Raw genomic sequence first — 24,991 nt, forward strand, 5'->3', positions numbered from 1 at the left:
CTCGGTCGACGGTCGGTCGGTTCGCAGCAGCATGGAAGGGCCTCGCAGGCGGTCACTTCACCGTCGCACTGCGCCTGGGCGTGGCGCCGGTATCCCGGGGCAGTCATCCGTGCGCGAGCACGAAACCTTTCGGGCAGCGACGCGCGCGCGGCTGAGCCATCCGGCGACGCGGCGCAGCGCCGCCTGGTCGCGTCGACAACCACCTCGATGCCCGGCCGCTGCATCTTGACGACTATCTCGGTGTGCTCCTCGTCGGCGTGATCAGGCGGCCGGCGTACCGACCCGTGCACCGGCGAGCAAGTTCGACACGAAGCCGCCGATCTCGCGTCGCAGACCCGGGTACGCCGACGGATGAGGCGTCGCCGATTCGATGACCTCAGCGATCCGCTCCAGCGTCGGTCGCACCACCCCGCCCGCCGCGGCCGACCACGATCCGAGCTGCGCCTCGAGGTCGTCGATCGTGAGGTCGGCGTGCCGGTACTCGCCGTTCACCGCGAACGCCATCCGCCCGACGTTCGGCTGGTGGCGCAGCGGCACGGTGTCGTAGGCGGGCGCGAGGGTCGCCGGCGCGTCGAACGGATGCAACAGCGCGAGGTTCTTGGCGTGCAGGTCGACATTGCCGATCGCGACGGCGAGCACGACCATCCGCGCCAGCCGCTCGACCGAGGCGGCGGAGCCCGCGTGCGACCGCACGAGCGCATGGAACCGGTCGAGCGACGCAGCCCCGCCCTGCTCCTGGTACTTCTGCGTGCGTGGGATGCCGAGCGCCTGGCACATATCCTCCTGGTGCACCCGCGCGGTCGGGGCATCCGCTGCCCGGTCGTACCGTTCGATGACGAGGGCGCGGATGTCGCCGAACTCCTGGATCCACGTGTCGTACTCGATGAGGCCGAGCGCGCGGGCGATGCGTGCGCCGTACTCTTCGTCGAAGATCATCGTCGGGTAGCGCGCAACCTCGGGCTTGAGAATGTGCGTCGAGGGGAAGCCGTCGTGCACCCGGTGCCATCCGTTGTCGATGCGTGCGAGCACGACCTTGGGCTGCACGCCGTTGAGCGACGTCTTGCCGGTAGCGCGGTCGTTGCCGAGGGGGAGTGCGGCGGGGCTCTGGAGCAGCCGGCGAATGCCGGCGTCGTCGATCGGACTCGTGAACGGCGTGCGCGGCTCGCCTGGTGCGGCCGGATCGTAGATCTGCAGGGCGCCCGCGACATCCCTGCCGTAGTGGGCGAGCAGCCCGAGCACGTCGTACTCGGGCAAGCGCGCCTGCGCGGCGAGATCGGCGAGCAGGTCGCCCTCGGGGAGCAGCTCGGCGAAGAAGTTGCGGCGCCGCGCGACGTGCGATCGGTTCCCGAACGGCACGAGCGGCACGGATGTCGACAGCTGGGTGCTGCCCAGCCCGAACCGTTCGATGGCAGGGCCGGATGCCTCGAAGTCGAAGCGTCGCCAGTCGGCGCCGGCCAGGCGGCCGACCTCCTCCCCGTACAGCTCGACGGTCAGCTCAGGCATCGCGCGGCTCCTCGATGTCGCGAGCATGGCCGCGGTCGCGGTCGCGGTCGCGGTCGCGGCTCGGCTCGTCGAGCTCGGCGTACAGTCGCACGCCCGTCGCGTCGAGCATCGCGAAAAGCCGCTCCGTGAGCTTGCCCGGCTTGCCGGCTTCCATCTCGGAGACCCAGCGCTGCGTGAGCCCGAGCTCGGCGGCGAACTCGCGCTGGCTCAGCCCGCGCGCGAGCCGCCCCTGTTGCAGCATCAAGCCGAGGGTCTCGGCGTTGGGGACGCGGCCGCGGTAGCTCATGAACGCTCCTGTCACTACGAATTCGTAGTCATGATATGCGACTACATTTTCGCAGTCAACAACGCCGACTACGTTTTCGTACTCACTGCGCGGCACGCGGGTCGCGCTGATCGAGCTGACGGGTCGCGGTGTCGTGTTGACGGATGCCGGTCGCCACCTGGTCGCGTCGTCTTGGAGTTCGAGAACCACCTCGAGCTCGTCCGCGCGGGCCTTGGAGTGGCGTTGGTGCCGCGCCTCGGCCGCTCGCCGCTGCCCGACGACCCCGTGGCGATTTCGTAGTCAATCGGACCGGCTAGCCTGACCAGGTGCTCGCTCTTCTCCTGGCCGCTGTGTTCGGTCTCAGCGTCGGAACCCTCCAAGCCTACGCGTATCTCCCTCGGCCGCAGCGCATCCCATCCGTCGCAGTCACCGTCGTGCTGGGCGTCGGAGTCGGATACGCCGCCTGGGGACCGGGCGGCGCAACGATCCCTGCGGTGGCGGCTTCCCGCACGATCGGACAAATCCGGGGAAAGGCACACCGCCGAAGCGACGGCCAGCCGAATCACGAGTCACGAACACGCAGGAGCGCCAGCACCAACCCTGCCAGCCAGCCCCAGGCCAGCCACTTCGAGACTTACAGCCGAATCAGACCGCCGCTACTTTAGCGAAGGCGGACTACCACCCGCGCAAGGTGTTCCGGAAGCTCGGCGTGACCCCGCGCAAGCGAACAGCGCGTCCCCCGCATGGGGCGGGAGCTCAAGCTGGATCCGCTTCGGGGGCCGGTGTTCTGAGCCACATGTCCGCATCATGTAGTGTGCGGCGAACGGCAGGAGCCGCCGGTATCGCGCGCGAAGTTCCCCACATCGGGCATCCTGCCTGCCAGATGATCACCGAATTGCAGACAAGGAGGCTTATGAATCGGCGCTGTGTTGCGCCGCTGAACCGGTGCTGCGATCGGCAGCGCGACGGCGAGAAATCGTATTGTCGATCATTGCGACACCCCGTAGATCCTTGATCTGCACCAGCAACTTTCGCGACTCTTTCAGCAACGAATCGACTTCCTCGAGATCGACTCGATTCGCCTCGCCACCCTCGATCTGGTCAACATAAATTGCCGCGAGCGTGTGCGCCGAGTGAGCAATGTGACGTATGTCTTCCAACTTTCGCCCCATCGCGAGACTGCGCTGTGCCAACGAGATGGCTTTGGTCCAGTTTCGTGCTCGGCGTTCTCTGCCCGCACCAACGTTAAGCAATCGAGCCAATTCGGAGCCCTGCAAGTCGTAGATGTCGGCCTCCAGGAGTGCCTCGTCCAAAGACTCTGCATAAGTAGCGTCATCACCCATGTCCCGAAAAAGAATTGCTCTCGCGGTAAGCGCGTCGACTCGCTCCTGGCCTGCCGGCGCCTCTTCCACGGCGGCAGCGATCGCTTCGATAGCCCTTTCGATCTGTTTGTCGTCGAAGTAGGCTTGCGCCAGTGGGCGGAGAACCGAAGGCCGCACCGATGGAAAGTCTTCCGCGAGGTGAAGCGCTTCCTCCAGGGCCGCTACGGCTGCAGCGAGATCTTCGGTCACACCGTCGTTCCTGTACTTTTCGCGCTGAGATCGCCCATAGGTCGTGAGCGTCATCACGAGGCCGCGAACATCATTCAGTTGGCGAAGGGCACCGATTGAGCGCTCCAAGTACCTTGTCGCGGCAAGAAGATCACCCTCGCTGTATCGACTCACTCCGAGAAGATGCGATGCGACACAAGTTGCTTTGTCCACCTCATCGGTTTCAAGCACACGCACAAAGTGCGGCACAGCACGGACCCGTTGCCCTCGAACCCATAGATCGAGTCCCGTCATGAACTCGCTAAGGCGGTCTTCTTCATTCAGGTAGGTTGACAGCACCCGCGCGGCAACTTTCGCAGCGTCAGATTCTCGACGCTCTAGATGCATCTGCACAGCATCTACCAGTTCAGCGACTCTCGAAGGATCGTCTTTCTGGGAGATGTACGAAAGCGTTCGAGCTGTGAGAGCGAGACCCTGCTCGCCCATGATCTTCGCCATCGTGGTTCGCCCTCGTAGAGCGAAGTCAGCGAATACGCCAAGCGCAGCGTTATACAGCGCGGGATTCTCTGCGTGGAGGAATCGACGGTACTCCGACCGGAGCGGCTCCACTACACGAGTGGCGCCAACTCGATCGACAGTCACTCCGGCCATCTTCAGCTGGCCGAGTACCTGGTTCGCGTCCCCTCCACCCGCTAGGCCGAGCAGCTCCGCTCCAACCGCGAGGTCGAACCAGGGTGCGGTGCTTAGGACGCGCACTTGGTCAAGAGTCACGGACATCAGACTTCCATCCCGTACTCTAAGCGGTGATGCTGAGCCAGCCGCTTGTAATCTGCGTAGTTCAGGCGCGCACGGGCTTCACCGCGCGCGTACTGCCATGGAACGAACGCTGCTAAGTAGTCCGCCACATCGTCAGCCATTAGCCCGCTCGCCGGAACTGCGGTATCGAAAGAATCGTCCCACATATCGAGATCGAGTGTAATCAGAATCGACAAGTTCTCAGAAGCTAATGCGATGGAACGGAGTGCTTTGATAAGCGTCAGGAACTCACTCTTGGGAAGCAAATCAGCAGACGAGAGAGCGAGTACGACGTGAGTGTCAGCCGATTCAATCAGCTCAGACAGGGCCGCGACGTCACTGCGCTCCGATTGGGGTGCTAGCTGGTCGACCCATGACCGAATAATGTCCGAGACGGTTGACGCTCCTCTCGATTCGTAAAGATAGGAGCATTCGACCACGACCGCGCCGTCGCGCCGGGCGCGCGTTAATGCTGCTTCCAACAAGTCCTCACGTCCATCAATGTCGATGAACTCGTACAGGCGTCCCTGAATCGCCGTGAACTCTCGGCGTGATATCGAACCTTCTAGTTCCTGCAATGCGAGATCGTGATTTATTAGTTCCGACCTGGCATTCTCCGCGTAGACGGTGTCCATCGACGACGGGTCCGCCAGTGTGGCAGGCTCCCAGCCTTCTACTATCTCGACCTTGATGTTCCGGGACAATTGCACGCGGCCGTTGAAGCCTCCAGTGAAAGCATCCTCCACGAGGGCGATTTGTCGTCGAAGTTTGTCGGTTATCCACTTTTGGATAGCTGATGTCAAACGGTCGTGTGCTCCGTCCGATTGGATCATCGTTATTGAAAGCGAGACCAGCCCGTCCGCGTGCGCCACACGACTGCCGAGGACTTGCTTATGCTTGAAGGCGTGGGCGTCCGCTACCGCGTTGATGGTGCCCCACGCCGGCGGAAGCGTTACAACTCGCTCGTAGTGGAGATCCATCTCGTCGGCCATGAGCAGGATGGAAGCGAGGAGTCCACCACGGACCTCCTGATTGCGAACCAGCGGGATGCGACGCAGGAGCTCAACGGTGTCTTCGTAGTAGGAAGTGCCGTGGGCGCGAGCAACCCATGAAATCATCTGAACGAGCGGGGAGTCATTCCGCGGTAGTCCGACTTCGATAAATCGCCCCTTGATTTCTATGGCGCTCTGATCGGGATGCGCGTGACGGACACGCTCAAAGTCTTTCGGCTGCATCGGACCAAGAGGAACCCCTGGGAGAGTCTGCATGCCGATGTCGTGAAGCCAGGCCGCCGCCCAGAGGATATAGCGCTCAAGAACGGTCAGGGCGTGAGGGGTGGGTAGATCTGGCACCGCCGCGATTTGCAGCGCGTACTCTGCTACCCGCCGGGAGTGTGCCGGCCCATGATCGGTGAACCAAGGCATTAGAACTTGCGTCCACCACTGGCCGACGAATCGCTGCACGGGCTCGATTGACTCAGCTAAGTCCGTCATACCAGCTTCGCGACAGTCTCGGGCGAGCCTGGCGATGAGATCGTCAGCACTATCAGACATAACGGAACTCTAGCGGGGATCGACCGGAGCGGGTCCCACGAAACGTCAGCTGTGCCGCTTTGCGAGATGCGGTCGAGCCGCAGGTGCTGGCCCGCCCGGCCCGTGGTCCGGTTGGGGTGGCGGGCGCGGCTACGTCCTGTCTCCACATCGGAGGGCACGCGTGAGAATCAGCAACCTGTCGACTATGTAGGCACAGCCCAGATGATTGGGATGCCTAGACCAGCAACTCCATCACTATCTTGATTTCCGAGAGCCAGTCGGCGAGAACAGACTGAGGCCTTCCAGGGGCGAAAGCTAAGCAAATGTCGACGGGATGGCGAGCGTCGCGGACGCCGTAAACCCGCGCAAGACGCAATGCTCTGTATGCAGTGTTCTCATTGCGATGTGCATAGAAGTTTCGAACGCTTGGCAAGTCGAGTAGCGCCCTCGACGAGAGGCTCAATGCGGCGTCGACACGCATCGCGTTTGATGCGCCAACTTCATTGAGCAGGATTGACAACGTGTTCGGATCAGACCAGTTTGGCTCCTCGCGATGGGTGAACGGTCCGGGCCTCCCGCGAAGATTCGGCTTGAACCGCCAGACGGCTTCGTTGATAGCGTCCTCATGTGTTCGAACTCTAGAAGCAACAGAGACTTTCCGCCCAGTTGAATCGCGCGCCCCGCCACAGGAGGACAGGTAAGTGGAACGACTGAACCCCGCCCAGGTGTTCTGGAGTTCCACGACTACATAGGCGATCCGCCGATCGAGGTCCCGATCGCTCTGTACGAACCCGGTAGGTATAAGCCCGCGCAAGTAATCGAGTCGTTTCCGTCCCGTCACAGCGAGCGTTGGCAACTCACTAACTGCGTGCATAGTCAGTTTGTGATGGCTTCGAGAAAGTATTCGAATCGCGTCTTCCGCTGGGCGCCCACATTCGTCCTGTCACGCGCGGCACTCACGAAGGCCCGCAGATCCTCCGGGAGGGCGGCTATTGCCGACGCGGCAGGTTCGCCGTCCTGTACTCGTTCCTCGACTTCTGTCACGGTCGAGCCGAGAACTGAAAGGTTGTAATTGGCGTTTCCCGGCTCAAACACTGCGACTGACCTTCGCTCAACATCTTCTGGAATTTCCCAAACACCAGAAGCCGCCGCATACGCCAATGTCAGCGAGTAGACGTTGTAAGAGCGCGTTAGCGCTGTGCTGAATATCTCGGGATTCAATAGGACCTGATCGAGGCTCGATCGAAGCAGGGCCGCGTACCTCTCTTCTCCATCGAATGTCTCGTCAAATTCGCGATATATGCGGTCCAGCATCGCCTTGGTCGTGGTCTTGAACCCATATATGAACGCATGCACGATCTCGGTGAGGAGCTTCGCGTCGTTCATTCGGTTGATCTGCTTCTCGTTGAAGACGCCAGCATTCTTGAAGGCGACGTCGTAGTCTCGGCTGACGCCATGTATGAACCACTTGAATGGTCCCTGATACGTCGCGTGGCGAGATTCCTCGGGATTCAATGGCATGGTAAACGAGTTCATCCGGCGAAATACCTCGCGAACCTCCTCGTCGCGCGCATTGACGAATATATCAAAGTTCAGACCATAGTTGAGGAATTGAGCCTGATCCTCGTCGGCAAGTTGCATGAATGTTCGGCCGGCATACTTGTCCGAGATATTCGCTCGGGAGAGTCGCAGCTTCCCCTCGTAAAAGTCGCGGATGGCGCGACTCCTCTGCTGTCCGTCGACTATCTCCTTATGCACATGACGGGAGACGAGATCGAGCTTCTGATGAAGGGACATCTTGGGGACGGGGTAGTCCATAAGGATTGTTTCGATTAGAAATGACCGAGCAGCTGGGGGCCACACTGTGTCGCTGCGCTGATAGTCCTTGTTGACTACATACTCCTTGCGGGCCAAGCCCTTGCAGAAGTCGGCAACGGTGATCGTCGTCGATTGCGTTCGCATCGTTGGATCCAGTTCTAACGTGAAGGGGTGACGAGGTTGAGGACCGACTCGATCGGTTTGGTGGTGCGAGCGACAGTGTGAGCGCGCTTATTGAGCTGAGCCATCGACCGTACGTTCACGAAGTCACGTTGCCCGGCCTTTCGCCATCCGAGGTGCTGAGCCATGTCTGTGAGGGCGGACGCTAGATCGATGTGGACATCTTTGAAGCGGCTATCCTGTACCACGAGGACTACATTGGTATCTGGTCTGCACACCCGCTGGATCTCTTTGAGTGATTCCTGCATGCCTTCGAAGTAGCGACGGAAGTTCGGCTCGTAGTAGGTGCTGGCCGCCCGCGAAGGATGATTCGTCACGCGATCAAGCAACGCCTCCGTGACAGCGCCCAAATTGCGGTCGAAGATAGACCGGCCCATAGTAGGAGTTCCGATCATGGAGTCGCGAAGCGCCCGGATCTCTAGACCGGTGGAACCAAGGACGGCGAGTTCGGCAAGATGTCCCACGACATAGTCCAGGCGAGTCAGGTATGGAGGCGAGGAAATCACGAGATCGTGGGAATCGTCGTCGAACGGCAGTGATCTAGAGTCGCCGGCTAGAAGCGAAGCGCGGTTTCGCACTCGGGTAGTTATTCGTCCAGAGGTCGCGACGTGCGTCTTCAACCGACGAACGGATTGAATGAAGGCCGAGGCGATTTCTTCCGTGTTGACAGAGATTGCGCCGGTGGACTGTTCGCCGCGCTTCAGCCACGTCGGATTGCGAGATTGGAATGTCTTGAGCTGCGCGGTGGTTGCTTCGAAAAGAGCCACATAGAAGAACGCGGCCAGGGAGCTCATTGCATTCGCCTTGTCGGACGCGGCCGAAACAGGCGCGATGAGCAACTCATCGATCCTGCTCGCCATAGCGCGGATAGTAGACGCGGTGGCTGGTGTGAACCATTGCGTCAGGGGTTCAGTCTCCATATTGTCTCGGCGGATGTTCAAGTAACGAAGCAGGTCGCTACAGATCGCATCGACGCTCGCGATCGTGTCGTCAGCCAGCAGCCGACCCTTCGCGATCACGACCATTGTGGGGTTCAGGTCCAAGCCCGACGCAGTGTGACCGTGGCTGGCCGCCACAGCAAGCGTTGTGCCAGAGCCCATCCACGGATCTAGTACCCGCTGGGTTGCGTCTAGCTGGCCGCAAACATCGTCGACGAACTCTGGCGCGTAGCCGGCATAGTAGCGGTACCAACGGCGGGCCTGTGTAGGCGCGAGCTTCGGCGACCGCACGAGATCGAGGTCGAGCTTCAACGTGCTGGGCATGCTCCGGATCCTATCGGCGTCGGAGACCCTCGATATGCATGTAGTGCCGATGTGGGAATACCTAGGTCCCCTCGGCGTTGAACTTGAGCGTACCCAACTCAAGTTCCCCAGGAGGACTAGGTGCCCGACAACTTCAACGAGGCAGGCGCGAGCTCATTCGACGAGTTCCTCGCCCGCTACCTCGCGGGTGAGCAGGCCAGGCAGGCGCGGTCGATCGACCTCAGCCGGTTCCTGACCTCGCGCACCCAGAGCATCCTGCAGCGCGCCGGACGCTTTGCGCTCGAGCGCGGGCAGACCGAGCTCGATGCGCTGCACATCCTGCGCGTCATCGTCGAGGACGACAGCGTCAAGCAGGCGATCGAGCGCGTCGGAGCGAGCCCCGAGCGCATCATCACGGCGACCGAGGCACGGCTGCCCGCGGCATCCACGACCCGCTTCGACGAGCTCAGCGAGCGCGTGAACGCGGCGACGATCACGCCGAGCGCGAGCCGCGCACTGTTCCACGCGTACCAGGTCGCGCGCTCGAGCGGGTCGACGTACATCGACCCCGAGCACCTGTTCTTCGCCCTGGTGCTGGGTCAGGATGCCCCGGCCGGCCAGGTCCTCGCGCGCGCCGGCGTCACCGCCGACGCGCTCGCGCAGGGGCTGGGGGAGCACATCGAGCAGACCGAGGGGCTTCGAGACGACGGCTCCCTTCGACAGGCTCAGGGAGCGGATGCGGCATCCGACACCCCGATGCTCGACAAGTTCGGACTCGACCTCACCCAGCGCGCCCGCGACGGCGAGCTCGACCCCGTGATCGGCCGCGCCGACGAGATCGAGCAGACCATCGAGATCCTCAGCCGCCGCACGAAGAACAACCCCGTGCTGATCGGCGAGGCGGGCGTCGGCAAGACCGCGATCGTCGAAGGCCTGGCCCGCGCGATCGTCGAGGAGAACGTGCCCGAGGCCCTGCTGGGCAAGCGCGTCGTCGCGCTCGACATGCCCGGCATGCTCGCCGGCACCCGCTACCGCGGCGACTTCGAGGAGCGCCTCACCAAGACCATGGAGGAGATCGCCGACCACAAGGGCGAGCTCATCGTGTTCATCGACGAGGTGCACACGGTCGTCGGCGCCGGCGGTGCCGGTGACGGCGGCATGGACGCGGGCAACATCCTGAAGCCCCGCCTCGCCCGCGGCGAGCTGCACGTCGTGGGTGCGACCACGCTCAAGGAGTACCGCACCATCGAGAAGGACCCGGCGCTCGAGCGCCGGTTCCAGCCGGTGAAGGTCGGCGAGCCGTCGATCGAGGACTCCGTGCTCATCCTGCAGGGCCTGCGCCCCGCGTACGAGGAGCACCACGGCGTCACCTACACCGACGAGGCCCTCCGCGCATCCGTCGAGCTCAGCGCCCGGTATCTCACCGACCGCGTGCTGCCCGACAAGGCCATCGACCTCATCGACCAGGCCGGCGCGCGCCTGCGCCTCAAGCTGGGCGTGAAGGTGGATGTCTCGGAGCTGATCGAGCGCCTCGCGACGCTCGAGGCCGACAAGAACGCGGCCGTGCGCGCCGAGCACTACGAGGAGGCGTCGCGCATCCGCGACGAGATCGAGAAGGTGCAGGAGCGGCTCGACGAGGCCACCGCCAAGCTGAGTCAGCAGAGCGCGGCCGCGCAGGGTCGCGTCGCGACATCCGGTTCGACGGATGCCGCAGCCGACGCAGCGTCGACGACCGTCGACGAGGCGCAGATCGCCGCGGTGATCTCGCGGGCCACCGGCATCCCGGTCAATCGGGTTACCGAGGGCGAGCGCGAGCGCCTCGCGAACCTCGAGGGTGAGCTGCACGCCCGGGTCATCGGGCAGGACGACGCCGTCACCGCCGTGGCGCGCTCGGTGCGCCGCAACCGCACCGGCATGGGCGACGCGAAGCGTCCGGTCGGATCGTTCCTGTTCCTCGGCCCGACCGGCGTCGGCAAGACCGAGCTGGCGCGGGCGCTGGCGTCGAGCCTGTTCGACGATGAGGGCGCGATCATCCGCTTCGACATGAGCGAGTTCGGCGAGCGGCACACCGTGTCGCGGCTCGTCGGTGCCCCTCCCGGCTATGTCGGTTACGACGAGGCCGGCCAGCTCACCGAACGCGTGCGGCGCAACCCGTACTCGATCGTGCTGTTCGACGAGATCGAGAAGGCGCACCCCGACGTGTTCAACCTGCTGCTGCAGGTGCTCGACGACGGACGCCTCACCGACGGCCAGGGTCGCACGGTCGACTTCCGCAACACGGTGGTCATCATGACCTCGAACCTCGGTTCGGAGTTCCTCGCGTCGCGGTCGGGTGCGCTCGGCTTCGTCGCGTCGACGGACGGCTCGGGCTTCTCGTCGCAGGATGACGTGCGCCAGCGCGTCATGGGCAAGGTGCGCGAGGCCATGCGGCCCGAGTTCCTGAACCGCATCGACGAGATCGTGCTGTTCCAGAAGCTCACCGCTTCGGAGATCTCTTCGATCGTCAGGCTCATGCTGGGTGCGACCGAGCGTCGGCTCGCGGCTCGCGAGATCGGCCTCGAGGTGACGGATGCCGCGGTGGCGCTCCTGGCGGAGCGCGGTTACGAGCCCGAGTACGGTGCTCGTCCGCTGCGTCGCCTGATCCAGCGCGAGATCGACGACCGCATCGCCGACCTGTTCGTCACGGGCGACCTCGGCGACGGCGAGGCGGTGAAGGTGGATGCCGCCGACGGCGCGTTCGTCGTGGCATCCGTGCCCCGCGCGACCGTGAATCTCGCGGCCTGACGCCGCCTGACCCGCCCGCTGGTCGAGGAGCACTGCCGCCGGCGGCGCGTATCGACACCACCACCCGAGTCCCGGGTACCTGCGAACCTCACCCGCAGGAACCCGGGACTCGGCGATGTCACACCCCTGCGGCGAGCGGTGTCTACATGTCGACGGCACGAACGGGGAACCGAACCCCGGCCGTCGACGGCAGGAGGACACGATGACAACGCAGACGCAGACGCAGACGCAGACCACGACCACGCCCCGCGTCCCGCCGACCGAGCTCACCGGCCTGTTCGGCACCGCGGTGAAGGTCGCCGCCCGACGCATGCTCGGCACGGTGCCCGACTCCATGGGGGTGCTCGCGAACCATCCCGCCCTGATGCGCGCCTCGATGGGCATCGGCCGCAAGATCGAGGCGCTGGACGAACTCGACCGCACGCTCGCCTCGTACGCCGTGATGGCGACGGCGGCGTACGTCGGCTGCAGCTGGTGCCTGGACTACAACTACTACAAGGCGCACCACGAGGGACTCGACGAGGCGAAGGCGCGACACGTGCCGAACTGGCGCGAGTCCTCGGTCTTCACGCCGCTCGAGCGCGACGTCATGGCCTACGCCGAGGCGATGAGCCGGACCCCGCCGGCGGTCACCGACGAGCTGTCGGCGAGGCTGCTCGACGCCCTCGGGCCGGCCGCGCTCATCGAGCTCACGGCCAAGGTCGCGTTCATGAACCTGAGCGCGCGCATGAACGTGGCGCTCGGCATCCACTCCGACGGGTTCGCCGACTCGTGCGAGCTGCCCCCGCTCGAGCAGCGAGCGACGACCTCGTCGACGGATGCCGCGGCATCCGTTCTAGGCTCGGACTCATGAGCGACGACCCGTTCGTCACCCATCGCAACCTGCTCTTCACGGTCGCGTACGAGATGCTCGGCTCGGCCGCCGATGCCGAGGACGTGTTGCAGGAGTCGTGGCTGCGGTGGTCGGCGGTCGACCAGGCGCAGGTCCGAGAGCCGCGCGCGTACCTCGTGCGCATCGTCACCCGGCAGGCGCTGAACCAGCTGCGCACGGTGTCGCGCCGCCGTGAGGACTACGTGGGCGAGTGGCTGCCCGAGCCGCTGCTCACGAGTCCGGATGTCGCCGACGACGTCGAGCTCGCCGAGAGCGTCTCGATCGCGATGTTGACCGTGCTCGAGACGCTCGGCCCCGCTGAGCGTGCGGTGTTCGTGCTGCGCGAGGTGTTCGACCTGCCCTACGACGAGATCGCCACCGCGGTGGACAAGACGCCGGCCGCGGTGCGGCAGATCGCGCACCGCGCGAAGGATCACGTCGCGGCGCGCCGCCCCCGGGTGGTCGTCGACCGCGCCGAGCAGGAGGCGGTCGTCGCCCGGTTCGTGGCAGCGGTGAACTCGGGCGACCTGCAGGGCCTCATGGACGTGCTCGCGCCCGACGTGGTCTCCGTCGCCGACGGCGGCGGCTTCGTGCGCGGCGCCGCGCGGCGCCCCATCGTCGGCGCCGACAAGATCGCCCGCGCGCTGCTGGGCGGGCTCGCCAAGCTCGGCCTGCCGTTCGAGGCCCGCCCGACATGGGTCAACGGGCACCCGGGCATCCGCGGCGAGATCGACGGCGCGCTCGCCGGCGCCATCAGCTTCGAGATCGAGGGCGGGCGGATCACCCGCATGTACTCGATCGCCAACCCGCACAAGCTCGGCCACCTCGACGAGGAGGCCGAACTGGCGCGGTAGCGGGCGTGGATGCCGCGGTCGGCGCGTTCGTTGCATCCGTACTGCGCGCCGCTGCATCAAGTTCAGCTAGAGCTATAATTGATGTATGTCCGACCTGATCCGCACGACCCGAGATGAGCTCGGCCTGACCGGCGCCGACCTCGCCGATCGGCTCGGCGTCACCGTGGGCGCGATCTCGCAGATGGAGCGGTCAGAGCGCGAAGGGGGCATCAAGCTCGAGACGCTCGATCGCGCCCTCGGCGCGATGGGTCGGCGGCTGACCATCGATGCGGTGCCCGCGACCGCCTACGCCGACTACACCCCGGCAGCCGTGACCGACCAGGTCAACGACGCTCTCGATGATCGCGACGGAAGCTATGCGTTGCGCCTCATCACCCATGCGGCGTCGGTGCTGCGAGAAGATGCCGACAAGCTGGGTGACGACGAGCTGCGCGACCGGCCGTCGCAGATCAAGGACCCGCGTTGGGAGCAGCTGTTCCGAGCGCTCTACGGTGATGCCATTCCCGAGTCCCGTCGGCCAGACTGGGCGACGCCGACGAAGCTCAATCGGCGCTGGTACGTCTCTCGATTCCCGCCGCTCCGGGAGAAGGCAAAGGTCTCCACGCCCCCGCGCCTTCGCGACTTGAACATCTACATCGACGCGAACTCGCTCTCAACGACGTAAACGCGATTCGACGCCGTCGTCGTGTGCGCGCGCTTCGGGGATGCCCCTGAGGCGCATGTCGGTGGGCGCGGGGATGCTGGGCGGATGAGCGAGGCACTCTCCGACGCCCATCACGAACCTGACCCCGGCGCTCCGAGCGACAGCGGCGCGACCGATCACCCGGCGTTCGATGCACGGGCGCGCGCCGTCGAGACGCTCGTGCTCGTGGCATCCGTCGCCGTCCTGCGACTGGTGGGCGTGCTGCTGCTCGTGGCCTCGTCGTACGGGCTGGGCTCGTTCGACGCGTGGTTCCCGCTTCTCGCCATGGTCGCCGACCCGAACCTGCTCGTGTGGATCGCGCTCACCGCAGCCGTGCAGTTCGGGCTGCGGTCGATGCGCCGGCCCGGGCGCTGGGCGCTCATCGTGCTCGCCGCGCCCGTGGCCGTGCTCATAGCCACGGCGGTGCGAAGCCTGCCCGGGCTTGCGGGGGCCGGCTTCGCCGGGGTACTGGGCAACGGCGTCGCCTGGATCGACGCGGGGATCCTCACGCTCGTCGTGCTGCTCGCCGTCGCGTTCTCGGCCGCCTTCCTCGGCCGGGAGCGTCGGAGGTCGGCGAGGATCGCGGGCGGGCTGCTCGCCCTGGGCGGGCTGCTCACGCTCGTGCTCGTCTGGCAGGCCTTCATGGCCTACTTCACCCTCTTCGGCTCGGAGCCGGTGATCACACCCGCGCAGGAAGACGTGTACCTGGTCACAGCCGCGCTCACGCTCGCCGCGTTCGTCGGCGCCGTCGTGTTCGCCGCGGTCAGCGGTCGCCGCGGGCTCATCATCACCTCGTGCATCGTCGGATGCCTCGGCCTCATCATCACGTTCGCCGTACCGGTTCCCGCCGATCGCTTCTTCCCCGAACCGACGCCCGAGCCCGTCGAGCGGGGCGGCGGCTCGACCTGCATGAGCCCTGGCGACCCGCACTGCATCGGCGGATAGAGGCGAAGGATGCAGTCGGCCCGAGCGGAGACGACGTCCGCTCGCACGATACCCGAGCGTCAGGCCGCGCCGACCAGCTTCGTGACCTCAGGGACCCCGCTCGTCCGTTCTGCCGCGAGGTCGAAGGCGATCTGCATCGCCAGCCAGGCGCGCGCAGCGCCGACGCCAGCCTCCTCAAGTCGGATCGCGAGGTTCGGGGTCACGCGCGCGTGCCCGTGCAATACGCGACTCAGGGTCACGCGGGAGACGCCGAGTCGGGAAGCCGCCTCGCCGACGCTCAGGCCGAGCTCGGCCAGCACATCCTCGCGGAGGATCTCACCGGGGTGTACCGGGGTTGCCATCACCATGGTCTTCTCCTCAGTGGTAGTCGCGATAGTCGACGAACTCGACATCCTCCGGCTGAGCAGCGTGCTGCTGTGCACGATACAAGCGCCGTGCGCTGCAGGCCACCCCTGACTACATGCTCGGCACCCGGAACAGCTCGGTGCGGGCGACGACCCGGTCGCGCTCGGCGGTGAGCTCTACCCGGCGAGGGTCGGCGAGGTACGCGTCGAGGAGCGGCCGGCTCGGAACGTGGTACAGCTGCACCTCGGTCGGATGCTCCCGCCCACGCTCGCTTCGCACCCGCTCGGTCACCTCGATGCCGTAGTCGGGCATCAGCGCGAGCACGCGATCCTCGTACGCGACGAGATCGTGCTCGAGTCCCGGTCGAGCCCAGAGCAGGCAGCAGAGGGTGAAGGCCTCCTCGTCGATGGATGCGCCGGATGCCTCGGGGCCGTCGCCGTCCGGCAGGGCGGGGGCCTCGCGGCCCTCCGGCCGCCACGACCAGCGTCCCCACCGCAGCACTCCCTCGACGCGCGTGTATCCCGCGCCGTGCACGAACGTCGCCACGAAGGCACTGACCAGCAGCACGGCTCCGGCGATCCAGCTGACGCCCCAGAACGTCGTCACGATTCCGGCGAACGCGGTGCCCATCGCGAGCGACCGGAAGACGGTGACTGCCCGCGACCTCGCCAGACGATGGCGGTACGACTCCTGCCGGTTCAGCAGGATGAGCCCGGCGAGCAACGGGATCGCGATCGCGAAGAGGATCACGCTCGCCAGCCCGAGCGGCGACGGCGCGGCATCCGTGACCAGCGGCTGCACGAGCACGATGCAGATGCCGACGAGGCCGCCGTACATCAGGTTGTTCTGCTTCAGCCATTCATCGGTCAGGCCGGGCTCGCGCCGAAGCGCCTGTTCGATGTACTCGTCTTCCCGCATCCACTGCCTCCGCTCACGAGCTCAGGGCGATTCTCGCAGCGGGCGGAACATCATGGCAGTGCATCTCAGGCCGGAGTCGGTGTCGTGCTCGTGCTGCTGCCCCGCCGGTCGCCCGCACCCAGCCCGCCCCCTACAGCGACTCGCGCCGCACCAGCGTCGTCGGCAGCACGTGGTCGTGCTCGACGGTCTCGCCGCGCGTGAGGCGGATGAGCGTGTCGGCCGCGACCCGGCCCATCTCCTCGAGCGGCTGCCGGATGGTCGTCAGGGGCGGGTCCGATGCGGCGGCGATGAGGACGTCGTCGAACCCGACGACCGAGACATCCGCCGGTACGCTGCGGCCCGACGCCTGCAGCACCCGGATCGCCCCGCTCGCCATCAGGTCGGATGACGCGAAGAGTCCGTCGAGGTCAGGTGATCGCTGCAGGAGCCGGGCCATCGCCGCCGACCCGCTGTCGACCGTGAAGTCGCCGTGCACCATCGGACCGGGCGCGATGTCGTGGCGCGCCAGTTCGTCCTGCCAGCCTCGGATCCGATCGCGCGCCGGCTCCATGTCGGGCGGTCCCGTGATGATGCCGATGCGGGTGCGCCCCGCCTCGACGAGCGCGCGAGCGGCGAGCACGCCGCCGCCGTAGTTGTCGGAATCCACGACGATCGCGTTGGGTGCGAGCTCCACGAGCGGGCGGCCGACCCACGCGATGGGAACCGGCGAGTCGACCAGCGCCTCCACCAGGTGGGTGATCTCGTGCTGGAGGATGACGATCGCGCCGTCGACGGCCCCCGAGCGCAGGAAGCGCGGCACGCGTCCCTGATCCTCGTGGTCGGCGGGCAGCAGCACGGGCTGCACGTCGCCGGCCGACAGGCCTTTCGCGGCGCCCTTCAGCACGGCGGTGAAGAACGTGCCGCTCAGGCTGTCGAGCTCGTTGAACGCGATCACGAGTCCGATGGCGCCGGCCCGCCCGCCGCGCAGCACGCGCGCGGCGAAGTTCGTCTCGTATCCGAGCCGCTCGGCCTCGCGCTCGACGGCGATCGCCATCTGGCGGTCGACGTTCGTCGCGCCCGAGAGCACCCGCGCCGCCGTGGCGCGAGAGACGCCCGCGGCCTGCGCGACATCCACGATCGTGGGACGGACCATGTCACTACCTTTCGAAACAAGGAGGCCAGTCTAGCTGCGGATGCCTCGAAGAACGATCTCTCCTGCATCGATTCACGAACCTCGGTGTCGAAGGCGACTTCAACCTCATGCTTGCCAACGTTGTGAATTCGGGACTACTGTATCGACACCAGAGATCGATCTCTGCAGTCGCAGCATCAGAGGCTGTCGACCACACACAGTAGGTTCCCCCCAGAGAAGTGGAGTTGTCGTGAACCGACGCATGCTCGCGATCCCGATCGCAGCAATCGGCGCCCTCGCACTGGCCCTGACCGGTTGCAGCTCAGGAGGCTCGGCCGCCGAAGGCGACCCGAACGCCGAGTTCGAGTTCTGGTCGTTCACCGGAATCGGCCAGCAGGAGTCCGTCGACCGGTACCTCGAGAAGAATCCCGATGCCAAGGTCAAGCTGAGCGAGGTGGGCAGCACCACCGAGACCGCGACGGCGCTGACCGCGGCCCTCGCGGGCGGCAAGGTGCCCGACCTGGTCATGATCCAGAACGATGACCTCCCCAAGTTCGTCGAGAACCCCGGGAACTTCATCGACCTGCGCACGCTCGGCGGCGATGACATCGGCGACCAGTACCTGGACTGGGCCATCGATGCCGCCACCGGCGAGGACGGCTCCATCATCGGCATCCCCACCGATGTCGGCGGCCTCAGCTTCGCCTACCGCGCCGACCTGTTCGAGGCGGCCGGCCTTCCGACCGACCCGGAGGACGTCGCCGAGATGTGGTCGACGTGGGACGGCTTCATCAAGATGGGCGAGGCCTACACCGCCGCGACGGGGCAACCGTTCGTCGACAACGTGGAGACCTCCGTGTTCTTCGCCGCGGTCAACCAGGTCACCGAGAAGTACTACTCGCCCGACGGCGAGCTCATCTTCGACAGCAACCCCGAGGTCGAAGAGGCGTTCCAGGTCGCGGTCGACACGTACGAGGCCGGCATCAGCGCGGGCATCGCGGCCTGGTCGTCGGGCTGGGCGCCCGGCAAGGCGAACGGCGCGTTCGCGGTGACCATCGCACCGTCCTGGATCCTTTCGGGCCTCAAGAACGACGCTCCCGACACCGCCGGAAATTGGCGCATCGCCTCGATTCCGGGCGTCGGCGGCAACTGGGGCGGCAGCGTGATCGCCATTCCCGCGCGTGCCGACAACCCCGAGGCGGCGTGGCAGTACATCGACACGATGCTCTCGCCCGAGGGGCAGACCGAGCACTTCGCCGACACCGGCACGATGCCCGCGGCGAAGGGGGCGCTCGAGAGCGAAGACGTGCTGAGCTACACCGACCCGTTCTTCGGCGATTCGGCCATCGGCAAGGTGATGAGCGAGTCGGTGCTGCAGTTCAACTCGTTCTACAACGGTCCCGACACGAGCGCGATCGGCGGCGCACTGCTGAACGCCCTCGTCGACATGGAGGCCGGCAACGTGCCGCCCGCGGACGCCTGGAAGACGGGCGTCGACAGCGCGAAGGCAGCGATCGGCGGCTGAGCCGCGACATCCACACCCGGGTGGCCCGACGCGAGCGCGTCGGGCCACCACCCGACGGAGGTACATCGTGTCAGTGACTGCGACCGCCACACCCATCGAGAAGCGCGCGCGGCATCCGCGACCGCAGCGTCGACGAATCCGGAGCTCGCTCGCCGAACGCATCGCCCCGTACGCGTACGTCGCGCCGTTCTTCGTCATCTTCGCGATCTTCGGGTTGTTCCCCCTGCTCTTCACGTTCTACGTCGCGCTGTTCGACTGGAACCCGATCGGGGAGCAGACGTTCGTCGGGTTCGCCAACTTCGAACGCCTCTTCGCGGACCCGCGGTTCTGGAACGCGTTCGTCAACACGTTCGGGATCTTCCTGATCTCGACGATCCCGCAGCTGCTGCTCGCCCTCGCGCTCGCGCACCTCCTGAACCATGCGCGCCTCAAGTGGGCCAACTTCTTCCGGATGTCGCTGCTGGTGCCCTACATCACCTCGGTCGCGGCGACGGCGCTCGTGTTCGGGCAGATCTTCGACAAGAACTTCGGCCTCCTCAACTGGGTGCTCGAGATCTTCGGACTCCCGTCGGTGAACCTGCTCGCCTCCCAGGTCGGTTCCTGGGTCGTGATCTCGGCGATGGTGATGTGGCGGTGGTTCGGCTATAACGCCCTGCTGTACCTCGCCGGCCTGCAGGCGATTCCGCGGGAGATGTACGAGGCGGCATCCGTCGACGGAGCATCGGGCTGGCAGCAGTTCATCCACCTCACCATCCCGTCGCTGCGCCCGATCATCATCTTCACCGTGATCATGTCGACCATCGGCGGCCTGCAGATCTTCACCGAGCCGCTCCTGGTCTCGCCCGAGACCGGCCTCACCTGCGGCGCGGGCCGGCAGTGCCAGACGCTGTCGCTCTTCCTCTACGAACAGGGCTTCGGCCAGTTCGAGTTCGGATACGGCTCGGCCATCGGCGTCGCCCTCTTCGTGATCGTCGTCGTGGCGGCGCTCATCAACTTCTTCCTTTCCACCCGCACCCGAGGAGCCCACTGATGTCCGCAGTCATCGACCAGGCGATCCCCGAGTCCGCGACCGAGGCCATCACGACGGCATCGTCGGGCAAGGCGCCCCGGCGCCGCGGAGGCGGACGCGCGGGGAGAGTGAGCTGGCCCGTCTACGTGCTGCTGATCCTCGCCGTGCTCATCTCGGTCTTCCCCCTGTACTACATGTTCGTCATCGCCTCGGTCGGGGCGACGGCCGTCACCTCGTCGCCGCCGCGGCTGTACCCCGGCTTCGACTTCTTCGAACTCGCCGCCAAGGTGTTCGAGACCGTGCCGTTCGTGCAGTCGCTGATCAACAGCGTCATCGTGTCGCTGTCGATCGCGGTCATCTCGGCGGTGCTGTGCGCCATGGCCGGATTCGCGTTCGCCAAGCTCCACTTCCCGGGCCGCAACGCGCTCTTCCTCATCGTCCTCCTGACGATGACCGTGCCCGCGCAGCTCAGCGTCATCCCGCAGTACCTGATCATCTCGTGGCTCGACTGGGTCGACACGCTGCAGGCCATCATCGTTCCGGGCCTCGCGAGCGCGTTCGGCATCTTCTGGATGCGGCAGCACATGGCCACGACCGTGAGCGACGAACTGATCCAGGCCGCTCGCATCGACGGCGCGAACAGCTGGCAGCTCTTCTGGGGCATCGCGTTCCCGGTGGTGCGGCCCGCCGCCTTCGTGCTGGGACTGATCACGTTCACCTCGGTGTGGAACGACTTCATGTGGCCGTTCATCGTGCTGAAGTCGCCCGAGCTCTTCACCGTGCAGATCGCCCTCAAGCAGTTGCAGGCCAACCGCACGATCGACGTCGCCCTCACCATGGGCGGCTCGTTCATGGCGACGCTGCCGCTCTTGATCGTGTTCTTCTTCGTCGGTCGGCGGATGGTCGCGGGCATCATGGATGGGGCGTTCAAGGGCTGATGGTTCGGGATGCCGCAGCCACCGCAGATCCCGTGCGCTCGCGTGTCCTGGTCTGGGGTGAGAACCACCACGAGAAGCACCACGAGTCCGTGCGTCGGATCTATCCCGACACGATGCACGAGACCATCGCGGCCGCGCTTCGCCGCGAACTCGGGCCCACCACCGAGGTGCGCACCGCCACCCTCGACGAGCCCGAGCACGGCCTGAGCGAGGCGGCGCTCGAGCAGACGGACGTGCTGTTCTGGTGGGGACACCTCCGGCATGACGCCGTGGAGGACGAGGTCGTCGAGCGGGTCCATCGACACGTGCTCGCCGGCATGGGCCTGGTCGCCCTGCACTCGGCGCACTTCTCGAAGATCTTCATCAGGCTCATGGGCACCTCCTGCACGTTGCGGTGGCGGCAGGGCGATGACCGCGAGGTGATCTGGACCGTGGCGCCCACGCACCCGATCGCCGAGGGCGTGCCGCAGCCGCTCGTGCTTCCCGCGCAGGAGATGTACGGCGAGCACTTCGACGTGCCGGCTCCCGACGAGCTGGTGTTCGTGTCGGGGTTCAGCGGCGGCGAGGTGTTCCGGTCGGGCATGACCTACTCCCGCGGGTACGGGCGGATCTTCTACTTCTCGCCCGGCGACCAGGACTACCCGGTGTACCACGATCGCGACATCCAGCGGATCCTCGCGAACGCGGCACGGTGGGCGCACCGGGATCGTCCCCGCCGTTCGCCGCGGATCGCCATGTATGCGGCGAACGACTTCGCCACCCCACGCGAGTGGGACGGCACCCCGATCTCATGAGGGACGTCATCGTCGTCGGCGCGGGTGCCATGGGACGCGCCTGGATGGACACGATCGCCCGGCGAAGCGACACCCGGGTCAGCGCCATCGTCGACGTGATGCCGGGCGCCGCGGAATCGGCGGCTGGCGAGCGGGGATGGGACATCCCGACCCTGAGCAGTCTCGATGCGGCGCTGCGACTCGGCGCCGACGTGGTGCTCAACGTCACCGTGCCCGAGGCGCACGTCGACGTGTCGTCGGCGGCGCTGCGGGCCGGCATCCCGGTGCTCAGCGAGAAGCCCGTGACGCCGACGGTGCACGAGGCGCTCGCGCTCGCGGCGTTGAGTCGCGCGACCGGCGTGCTGCTGGCCGCGAGCCAGTCGCGGCGACACTCGGCCGGCATCCGGGCCTTCAAGGACGCGCTCGCCGGATTGGGCGGGGCAGCGCAACTGCACACCCGGTTCTTCCAGAACCCCCGGTTCGGCGGATTCCGCGACCGGATGGAGCATCCGCTCCTCGTCGACATGGCGATCCACAGCTTCGACCAAGCGCGCTTCCTGCTCGATGCGGAGCCCGCGTCGGTCTACTGCGAGGCGTTCAACCCCGGGTGGAGCTGGTACCGGGGTGCCGCCGCGGCCGAGGCGGTGTTCCGCTTCGACGACGGCTCCCGGTTCTCGTATTCCGGCAGTTGGTGCGCCGACGGCCTGACGACGTCGTGGAACGGCGAGTGGCGCGGCTCCGCGGCGGCCGGCACGGCCACCTGGGATGGCGAGGGCGAGGTGCTCGCCCAGGGACGGAGCGGGCCGGTGGCATCCGCCGCGCTCGATGCGGAGCCGGAGGGGCTGGACGCCGCCCTCGACGAGTTCGTCGCCGCGCTCGACGGCGGGCCCGCCCCGTCTGGCGAGATCCACCGCAATGTCTGGAGCGTGGCGATGGTCGAGGCATCCGTGACCTCGGCTCGACGCGGCGCACTGGTCTCATTCGCCGAGGTGTTCGCCGAGGCGCGGCAGGCCGCGATCGCGCGCGCCGACGGCGAGGTCGCCGACCTGCTGCGCGCCGGCGACCTGCCGGTCGGCTGACCTACGCGTCCACCGCCTGCGCGTGCACGACCGCGGCGCGCTCGGGGAGGAATGCGAGCACGTCCACCCCGACGCGCCGCAGCAGGCTGCCCGAGACGACGGGCGCCACGGGCGCGGGCGCGGATGCGGCCGGCCCCGCGACATCCGACCCCGCGGCATCCGGCCCCGCGGCATCCCGCATCCAGGCCGGAACCAGCCAACCCGGGCCGAGCGAGGCCGGATCGGTCACCGAGAGGCGATAGCGACGCTCGTCGTCGAGGCCCGGCAGCCGAACGCGCGACGCGGTGTCGGCCGACGCCGACGGGGTGACGATCGTGTACAGCGCTTCGCTGCGGTCGTCGGCGACGACCCCGCGCAGCGTCGCGACGGCGGCATCGAAGTCTCCGCCGCCCACCACGCGTCCGTGCTGGATGAGGGGGCGGAACCGCTTGTAGTCGGCGACCCAACGCGCCAGCACGGCGCGGTCATCGTCGTTCAGCCCGCGGATGTCCCACTCGATGCCGAGGTGCCCGAGGAACGCGACGGCGCAGCGGACGTTCAAGTCGTGCGTGCGACCCGTGACGCTGGAGGTGGGCGAGGCGACGTGCGACCCCATCATCTCGGGCGGCACGAGCAGGCCGGTCCAGCGCAGGATGCGTGCGCGGTCGAGCGGATCGTGGTTGTCGGAGGGGTGCACCCGATCGGTGCGTTCGAGGATGCCGAGGTCGACGCGGCCGCCGCCCGAGGCGCAGCTCTCGACCTCGAGCTGCGGATGCCGCGTGCGGAGCTCGTCGAGGAGCCGGTAGACCGCCATGGTCTGGGCGTGCACCGCGGGCGCCCCGGTCGCGGGGTGACCGGCGGCGATGAGGTCGCGGTTGTGATCCCACTTCAGGTAGCCGAGGTCGTTCTGCGTGACGAGGTCGTCGAGGCGCTCGAGGATGTGCGCGAAGGCCTCGGGGTTCGTCAGGTCGAGCACCTGCTGGAACCGGAACGTCGCGGGCAGCTCGGGACGCGCCCGGAGGATCCAGTCGGGGTGGGCGCGCGCCAGGTCGGAGTCCTCGTTGATCATCTCGGGCTCGACCCAGAGGCCGAACTCCATGCCGAGCTCGCGCACCCGATCGGCGAGCGGACGCAGGCCCTCGGGCCAGACGTCCGGATCCGGTGTCCAATCGCCGAGCCCCGCACGGTCGTCGCGCCGCTTGAGGAACCAACCGTCGTCGAGCACGAACCGCTCCACGCCGAGTTCGGCGGCTCGCACCGCGAGCTCGTCGAGCGTCGCGCGGTCGTGGTCGAAGTACACCGCCTCCCACACGTTCAGGGTGACGGGGCGATCCCGGCGCGACGAGCGCGAGATCTCACGCAGGTGCCGATGGTACCGATGCGCGGCCGCGTCGAGGCCATCGCCGTAGCTGCCGTATACCCAGGGCGACTCGTAGGACTCACCGGAGGCGAGCCGGATCTCACCGGGCAGCAGGAGCTCACCACCTCGGAATGCGAGCGAGCCATCGGTGCGCTCCACGGCGTGCTCGTGATTGCCGCCGATGCCCACGTGCGCGAGCCACACCTCGCCGGCGTCGGCGGCGAATCCCGGCACGCCCACGGCGACCGTCGTGGTCGCGTCGAGTCCGGTGCGCCCCCTGCGGGACTCGCGGGCGTGAAGCCCGACGACGACGGGATGCCGCTGCGGGATCTTCTCGGTCGCCCACCGGCCCGCGAAATCGAGCATCTCGGTCGCGTGGGTGGGGATCGGCAGCGCGAGGCTCACGGATTCGACGTGCAGGGGCGCCGTGTCGGGGCTCGTGTTGCGCACGCTCGCTCGCGTTCGCAGCAGTCCGGAAGGTCGGAGATCGATCTCTAGGTTCAGCTCGATCTGAGCCCACTCGTCGCGTGCCGAGACGGTGATGAAACCCGGCCCGCCCTGCGTGGCGGAGCCCGGTTCGCACGCACGCCCGTCGAGCCGCACCGCCTGCACGCGGAATCGCGACGCCCACGCCGACCCTCCGCGATGCGCGCTCACGCCCGGTCGACCGCTCCAGCCGAAGACGTGCTCGGGAAGGATGCTCGGCCGATACGGCACGTCGGAGACCCCGTCGATACCGGGCCGTTCGCGCATCTCGACGAAGACGGCGAGGTCGTCGTCCGATGTCGTGACGCGGGCTCCCCAGTGCACGATGGCCGGCAGCGCGTCGCCGTGCTGGGCCACGATGAGCGAGACATCGTCGGTCGCGAGATGGATGGTCGTGTGTGGTCGCATTCGTCCATCTTGGCCGGTCGAGGGCGTCCGAGTACAGTGA

The 24,991-nt window shown here is 66.6% G+C and carries 20 protein-coding genes; 10 read left to right on the top strand and 10 right to left on the bottom strand.

Features of this window, described 5'->3' with window-relative positions:
• Window positions 1-261 precede the first annotated feature (261 nt).
• From EZM51_RS00900 to EZM51_RS00930, 6 genes are all read right to left on the bottom strand, one after another.
• On the bottom strand, window positions 262-1,503 hold the full coding sequence (locus tag EZM51_RS00900) for a HipA domain-containing protein (RefSeq protein ID WP_136706198.1): 1,242 nt from the start codon (window positions 1,501-1,503) through the stop codon (window positions 262-264).
• Window positions 1,496-1,789 (bottom strand): helix-turn-helix domain-containing protein, encoded by a 294-nt coding sequence (locus tag EZM51_RS00905; RefSeq protein ID WP_136706199.1) that lies wholly within the window; start codon window positions 1,787-1,789, stop codon window positions 1,496-1,498. The genes EZM51_RS00900 and EZM51_RS00905 overlap by 8 nt, the downstream gene beginning before the upstream one ends.
• A gap of 890 nt (window positions 1,790-2,679) precedes the next feature.
• Window positions 2,680-3,816 carry a hypothetical protein gene (locus EZM51_RS00915; RefSeq protein WP_136706200.1) on the bottom strand — a complete coding sequence of 379 codons (1,137 nt, stop codon included), beginning with the start codon at window positions 3,814-3,816 and terminating at the stop codon, window positions 2,680-2,682.
• Between the two features lie 278 nt (window positions 3,817-4,094).
• Window positions 4,095-5,666 (bottom strand): HD domain-containing protein, encoded by a 1,572-nt coding sequence (locus tag EZM51_RS00920; RefSeq protein ID WP_136706201.1) that lies wholly within the window; start codon window positions 5,664-5,666, stop codon window positions 4,095-4,097.
• Window positions 5,667-6,521: 855 nt separating this feature from the next.
• Window positions 6,522-7,607: a DUF262 domain-containing protein gene (locus EZM51_RS00925; protein WP_136706202.1), complete on the bottom strand. Its 1,086-nt coding sequence runs from the start codon at window positions 7,605-7,607 to the stop codon at window positions 6,522-6,524.
• A 14-nt stretch (window positions 7,608-7,621) separates the two neighbouring features.
• Window positions 7,622-8,905, bottom strand: a complete 1,284-nt coding sequence (locus EZM51_RS00930) for a class I SAM-dependent methyltransferase (RefSeq protein WP_136706203.1) — start codon at window positions 8,903-8,905, stop codon at window positions 7,622-7,624.
• 120 nt (window positions 8,906-9,025) lie between these two features.
• On the opposite strand from EZM51_RS00930, the gene EZM51_RS00935 reads away from it, so the two are divergent.
• The 5 genes from EZM51_RS00935 to EZM51_RS00955 all read left to right on the top strand — a co-directional run bounded on the left by EZM51_RS00935 (window position 9,026) and on the right by EZM51_RS00955 (window position 15,020).
• On the top strand, window positions 9,026-11,668 hold the full coding sequence (locus tag EZM51_RS00935; RefSeq protein WP_136706204.1) for an ATP-dependent Clp protease ATP-binding subunit: 2,643 nt from the start codon (window positions 9,026-9,028) through the stop codon (window positions 11,666-11,668).
• A gap of 202 nt (window positions 11,669-11,870) precedes the next feature.
• Window positions 11,871-12,521, top strand: a complete 651-nt coding sequence (locus EZM51_RS00940; RefSeq protein ID WP_136706205.1) for a carboxymuconolactone decarboxylase family protein — start codon at window positions 11,871-11,873, stop codon at window positions 12,519-12,521.
• Window positions 12,518-13,393 (top strand): RNA polymerase sigma-70 factor, encoded by an 876-nt coding sequence (locus EZM51_RS00945; RefSeq protein ID WP_136706206.1) that lies wholly within the window; start codon window positions 12,518-12,520, stop codon window positions 13,391-13,393. Before EZM51_RS00940 ends, EZM51_RS00945 begins: the two co-directional genes overlap by 4 nt.
• Before the next feature lie 85 nt (window positions 13,394-13,478).
• Window positions 13,479-14,057, top strand: a complete 579-nt coding sequence (locus EZM51_RS00950; RefSeq protein ID WP_136706207.1) for a helix-turn-helix domain-containing protein — start codon at window positions 13,479-13,481, stop codon at window positions 14,055-14,057.
• Between the two features lie 84 nt (window positions 14,058-14,141).
• Complete coding sequence (locus EZM51_RS00955) at window positions 14,142-15,020, top strand: hypothetical protein (protein ID WP_136706208.1); 879 nt, start codon at window positions 14,142-14,144, stop codon at window positions 15,018-15,020.
• 59 nt (window positions 15,021-15,079) lie between these two features.
• Here the strand turns inward: EZM51_RS00955 and EZM51_RS00960 are convergent, their stop codons facing one another.
• From EZM51_RS00960 to EZM51_RS00970, 3 genes are all read right to left on the bottom strand, one after another.
• Window positions 15,080-15,367, bottom strand: a complete 288-nt coding sequence (locus tag EZM51_RS00960) for a HigA family addiction module antitoxin (RefSeq protein ID WP_248305392.1) — start codon at window positions 15,365-15,367, stop codon at window positions 15,080-15,082.
• Between the two features lie 109 nt (window positions 15,368-15,476).
• On the bottom strand, window positions 15,477-16,283 hold the full coding sequence (locus EZM51_RS20970) for a hypothetical protein (RefSeq protein WP_248305393.1): 807 nt from the start codon (window positions 16,281-16,283) through the stop codon (window positions 15,477-15,479).
• A gap of 130 nt (window positions 16,284-16,413) precedes the next feature.
• Window positions 16,414-17,415: a LacI family DNA-binding transcriptional regulator gene (locus EZM51_RS00970; RefSeq protein WP_136706209.1), complete on the bottom strand. Its 1,002-nt coding sequence runs from the start codon at window positions 17,413-17,415 to the stop codon at window positions 16,414-16,416.
• 229 nt (window positions 17,416-17,644) lie between these two features.
• On the opposite strand from EZM51_RS00970, the gene EZM51_RS00975 reads away from it, so the two are divergent.
• The 5 genes from EZM51_RS00975 (at window position 17,645) to EZM51_RS00995 (ending at window position 22,718) form a co-directional block, all read left to right on the top strand.
• The gene (locus EZM51_RS00975) at window positions 17,645-18,919 is read left to right on the top strand and encodes an extracellular solute-binding protein (protein ID WP_211195773.1); all 1,275 of its coding nucleotides are present in this window, start codon (window positions 17,645-17,647) and stop codon (window positions 18,917-18,919) included.
• A gap of 67 nt (window positions 18,920-18,986) precedes the next feature.
• Complete coding sequence (locus EZM51_RS00980; RefSeq protein WP_248305394.1) at window positions 18,987-19,949, top strand: sugar ABC transporter permease; 963 nt, start codon at window positions 18,987-18,989, stop codon at window positions 19,947-19,949.
• Window positions 19,949-20,866, top strand: coding sequence for a carbohydrate ABC transporter permease (locus EZM51_RS00985; RefSeq protein WP_136706210.1), 918 nt, complete (start codon window positions 19,949-19,951; stop codon window positions 20,864-20,866). Before EZM51_RS00980 ends, EZM51_RS00985 begins: the two co-directional genes overlap by 1 nt.
• On the top strand, window positions 20,866-21,660 hold the full coding sequence (locus EZM51_RS00990; protein ID WP_136706211.1) for a ThuA domain-containing protein: 795 nt from the start codon (window positions 20,866-20,868) through the stop codon (window positions 21,658-21,660). The genes EZM51_RS00985 and EZM51_RS00990 overlap by 1 nt, the downstream gene beginning before the upstream one ends.
• Complete coding sequence (locus EZM51_RS00995; protein WP_136706212.1) at window positions 21,657-22,718, top strand: Gfo/Idh/MocA family oxidoreductase; 1,062 nt, start codon at window positions 21,657-21,659, stop codon at window positions 22,716-22,718. Before EZM51_RS00990 ends, EZM51_RS00995 begins: the two co-directional genes overlap by 4 nt.
• Before the next feature lies 1 nt (window position 22,719).
• Here the strand turns inward: EZM51_RS00995 and EZM51_RS01000 are convergent, their stop codons facing one another.
• Complete coding sequence (locus EZM51_RS01000; protein WP_136706213.1) at window positions 22,720-24,951, bottom strand: alpha-galactosidase; 2,232 nt, start codon at window positions 24,949-24,951, stop codon at window positions 22,720-22,722.
• Between the last annotated feature and the right edge of the window lie 40 nt (window positions 24,952-24,991).

The organism is Agromyces sp. H66 (genome assembly GCF_004959775.1).
In the GTDB taxonomy this organism is placed as follows: Bacteria; Actinomycetota; Actinomycetes; order Actinomycetales; family Microbacteriaceae; genus Agromyces.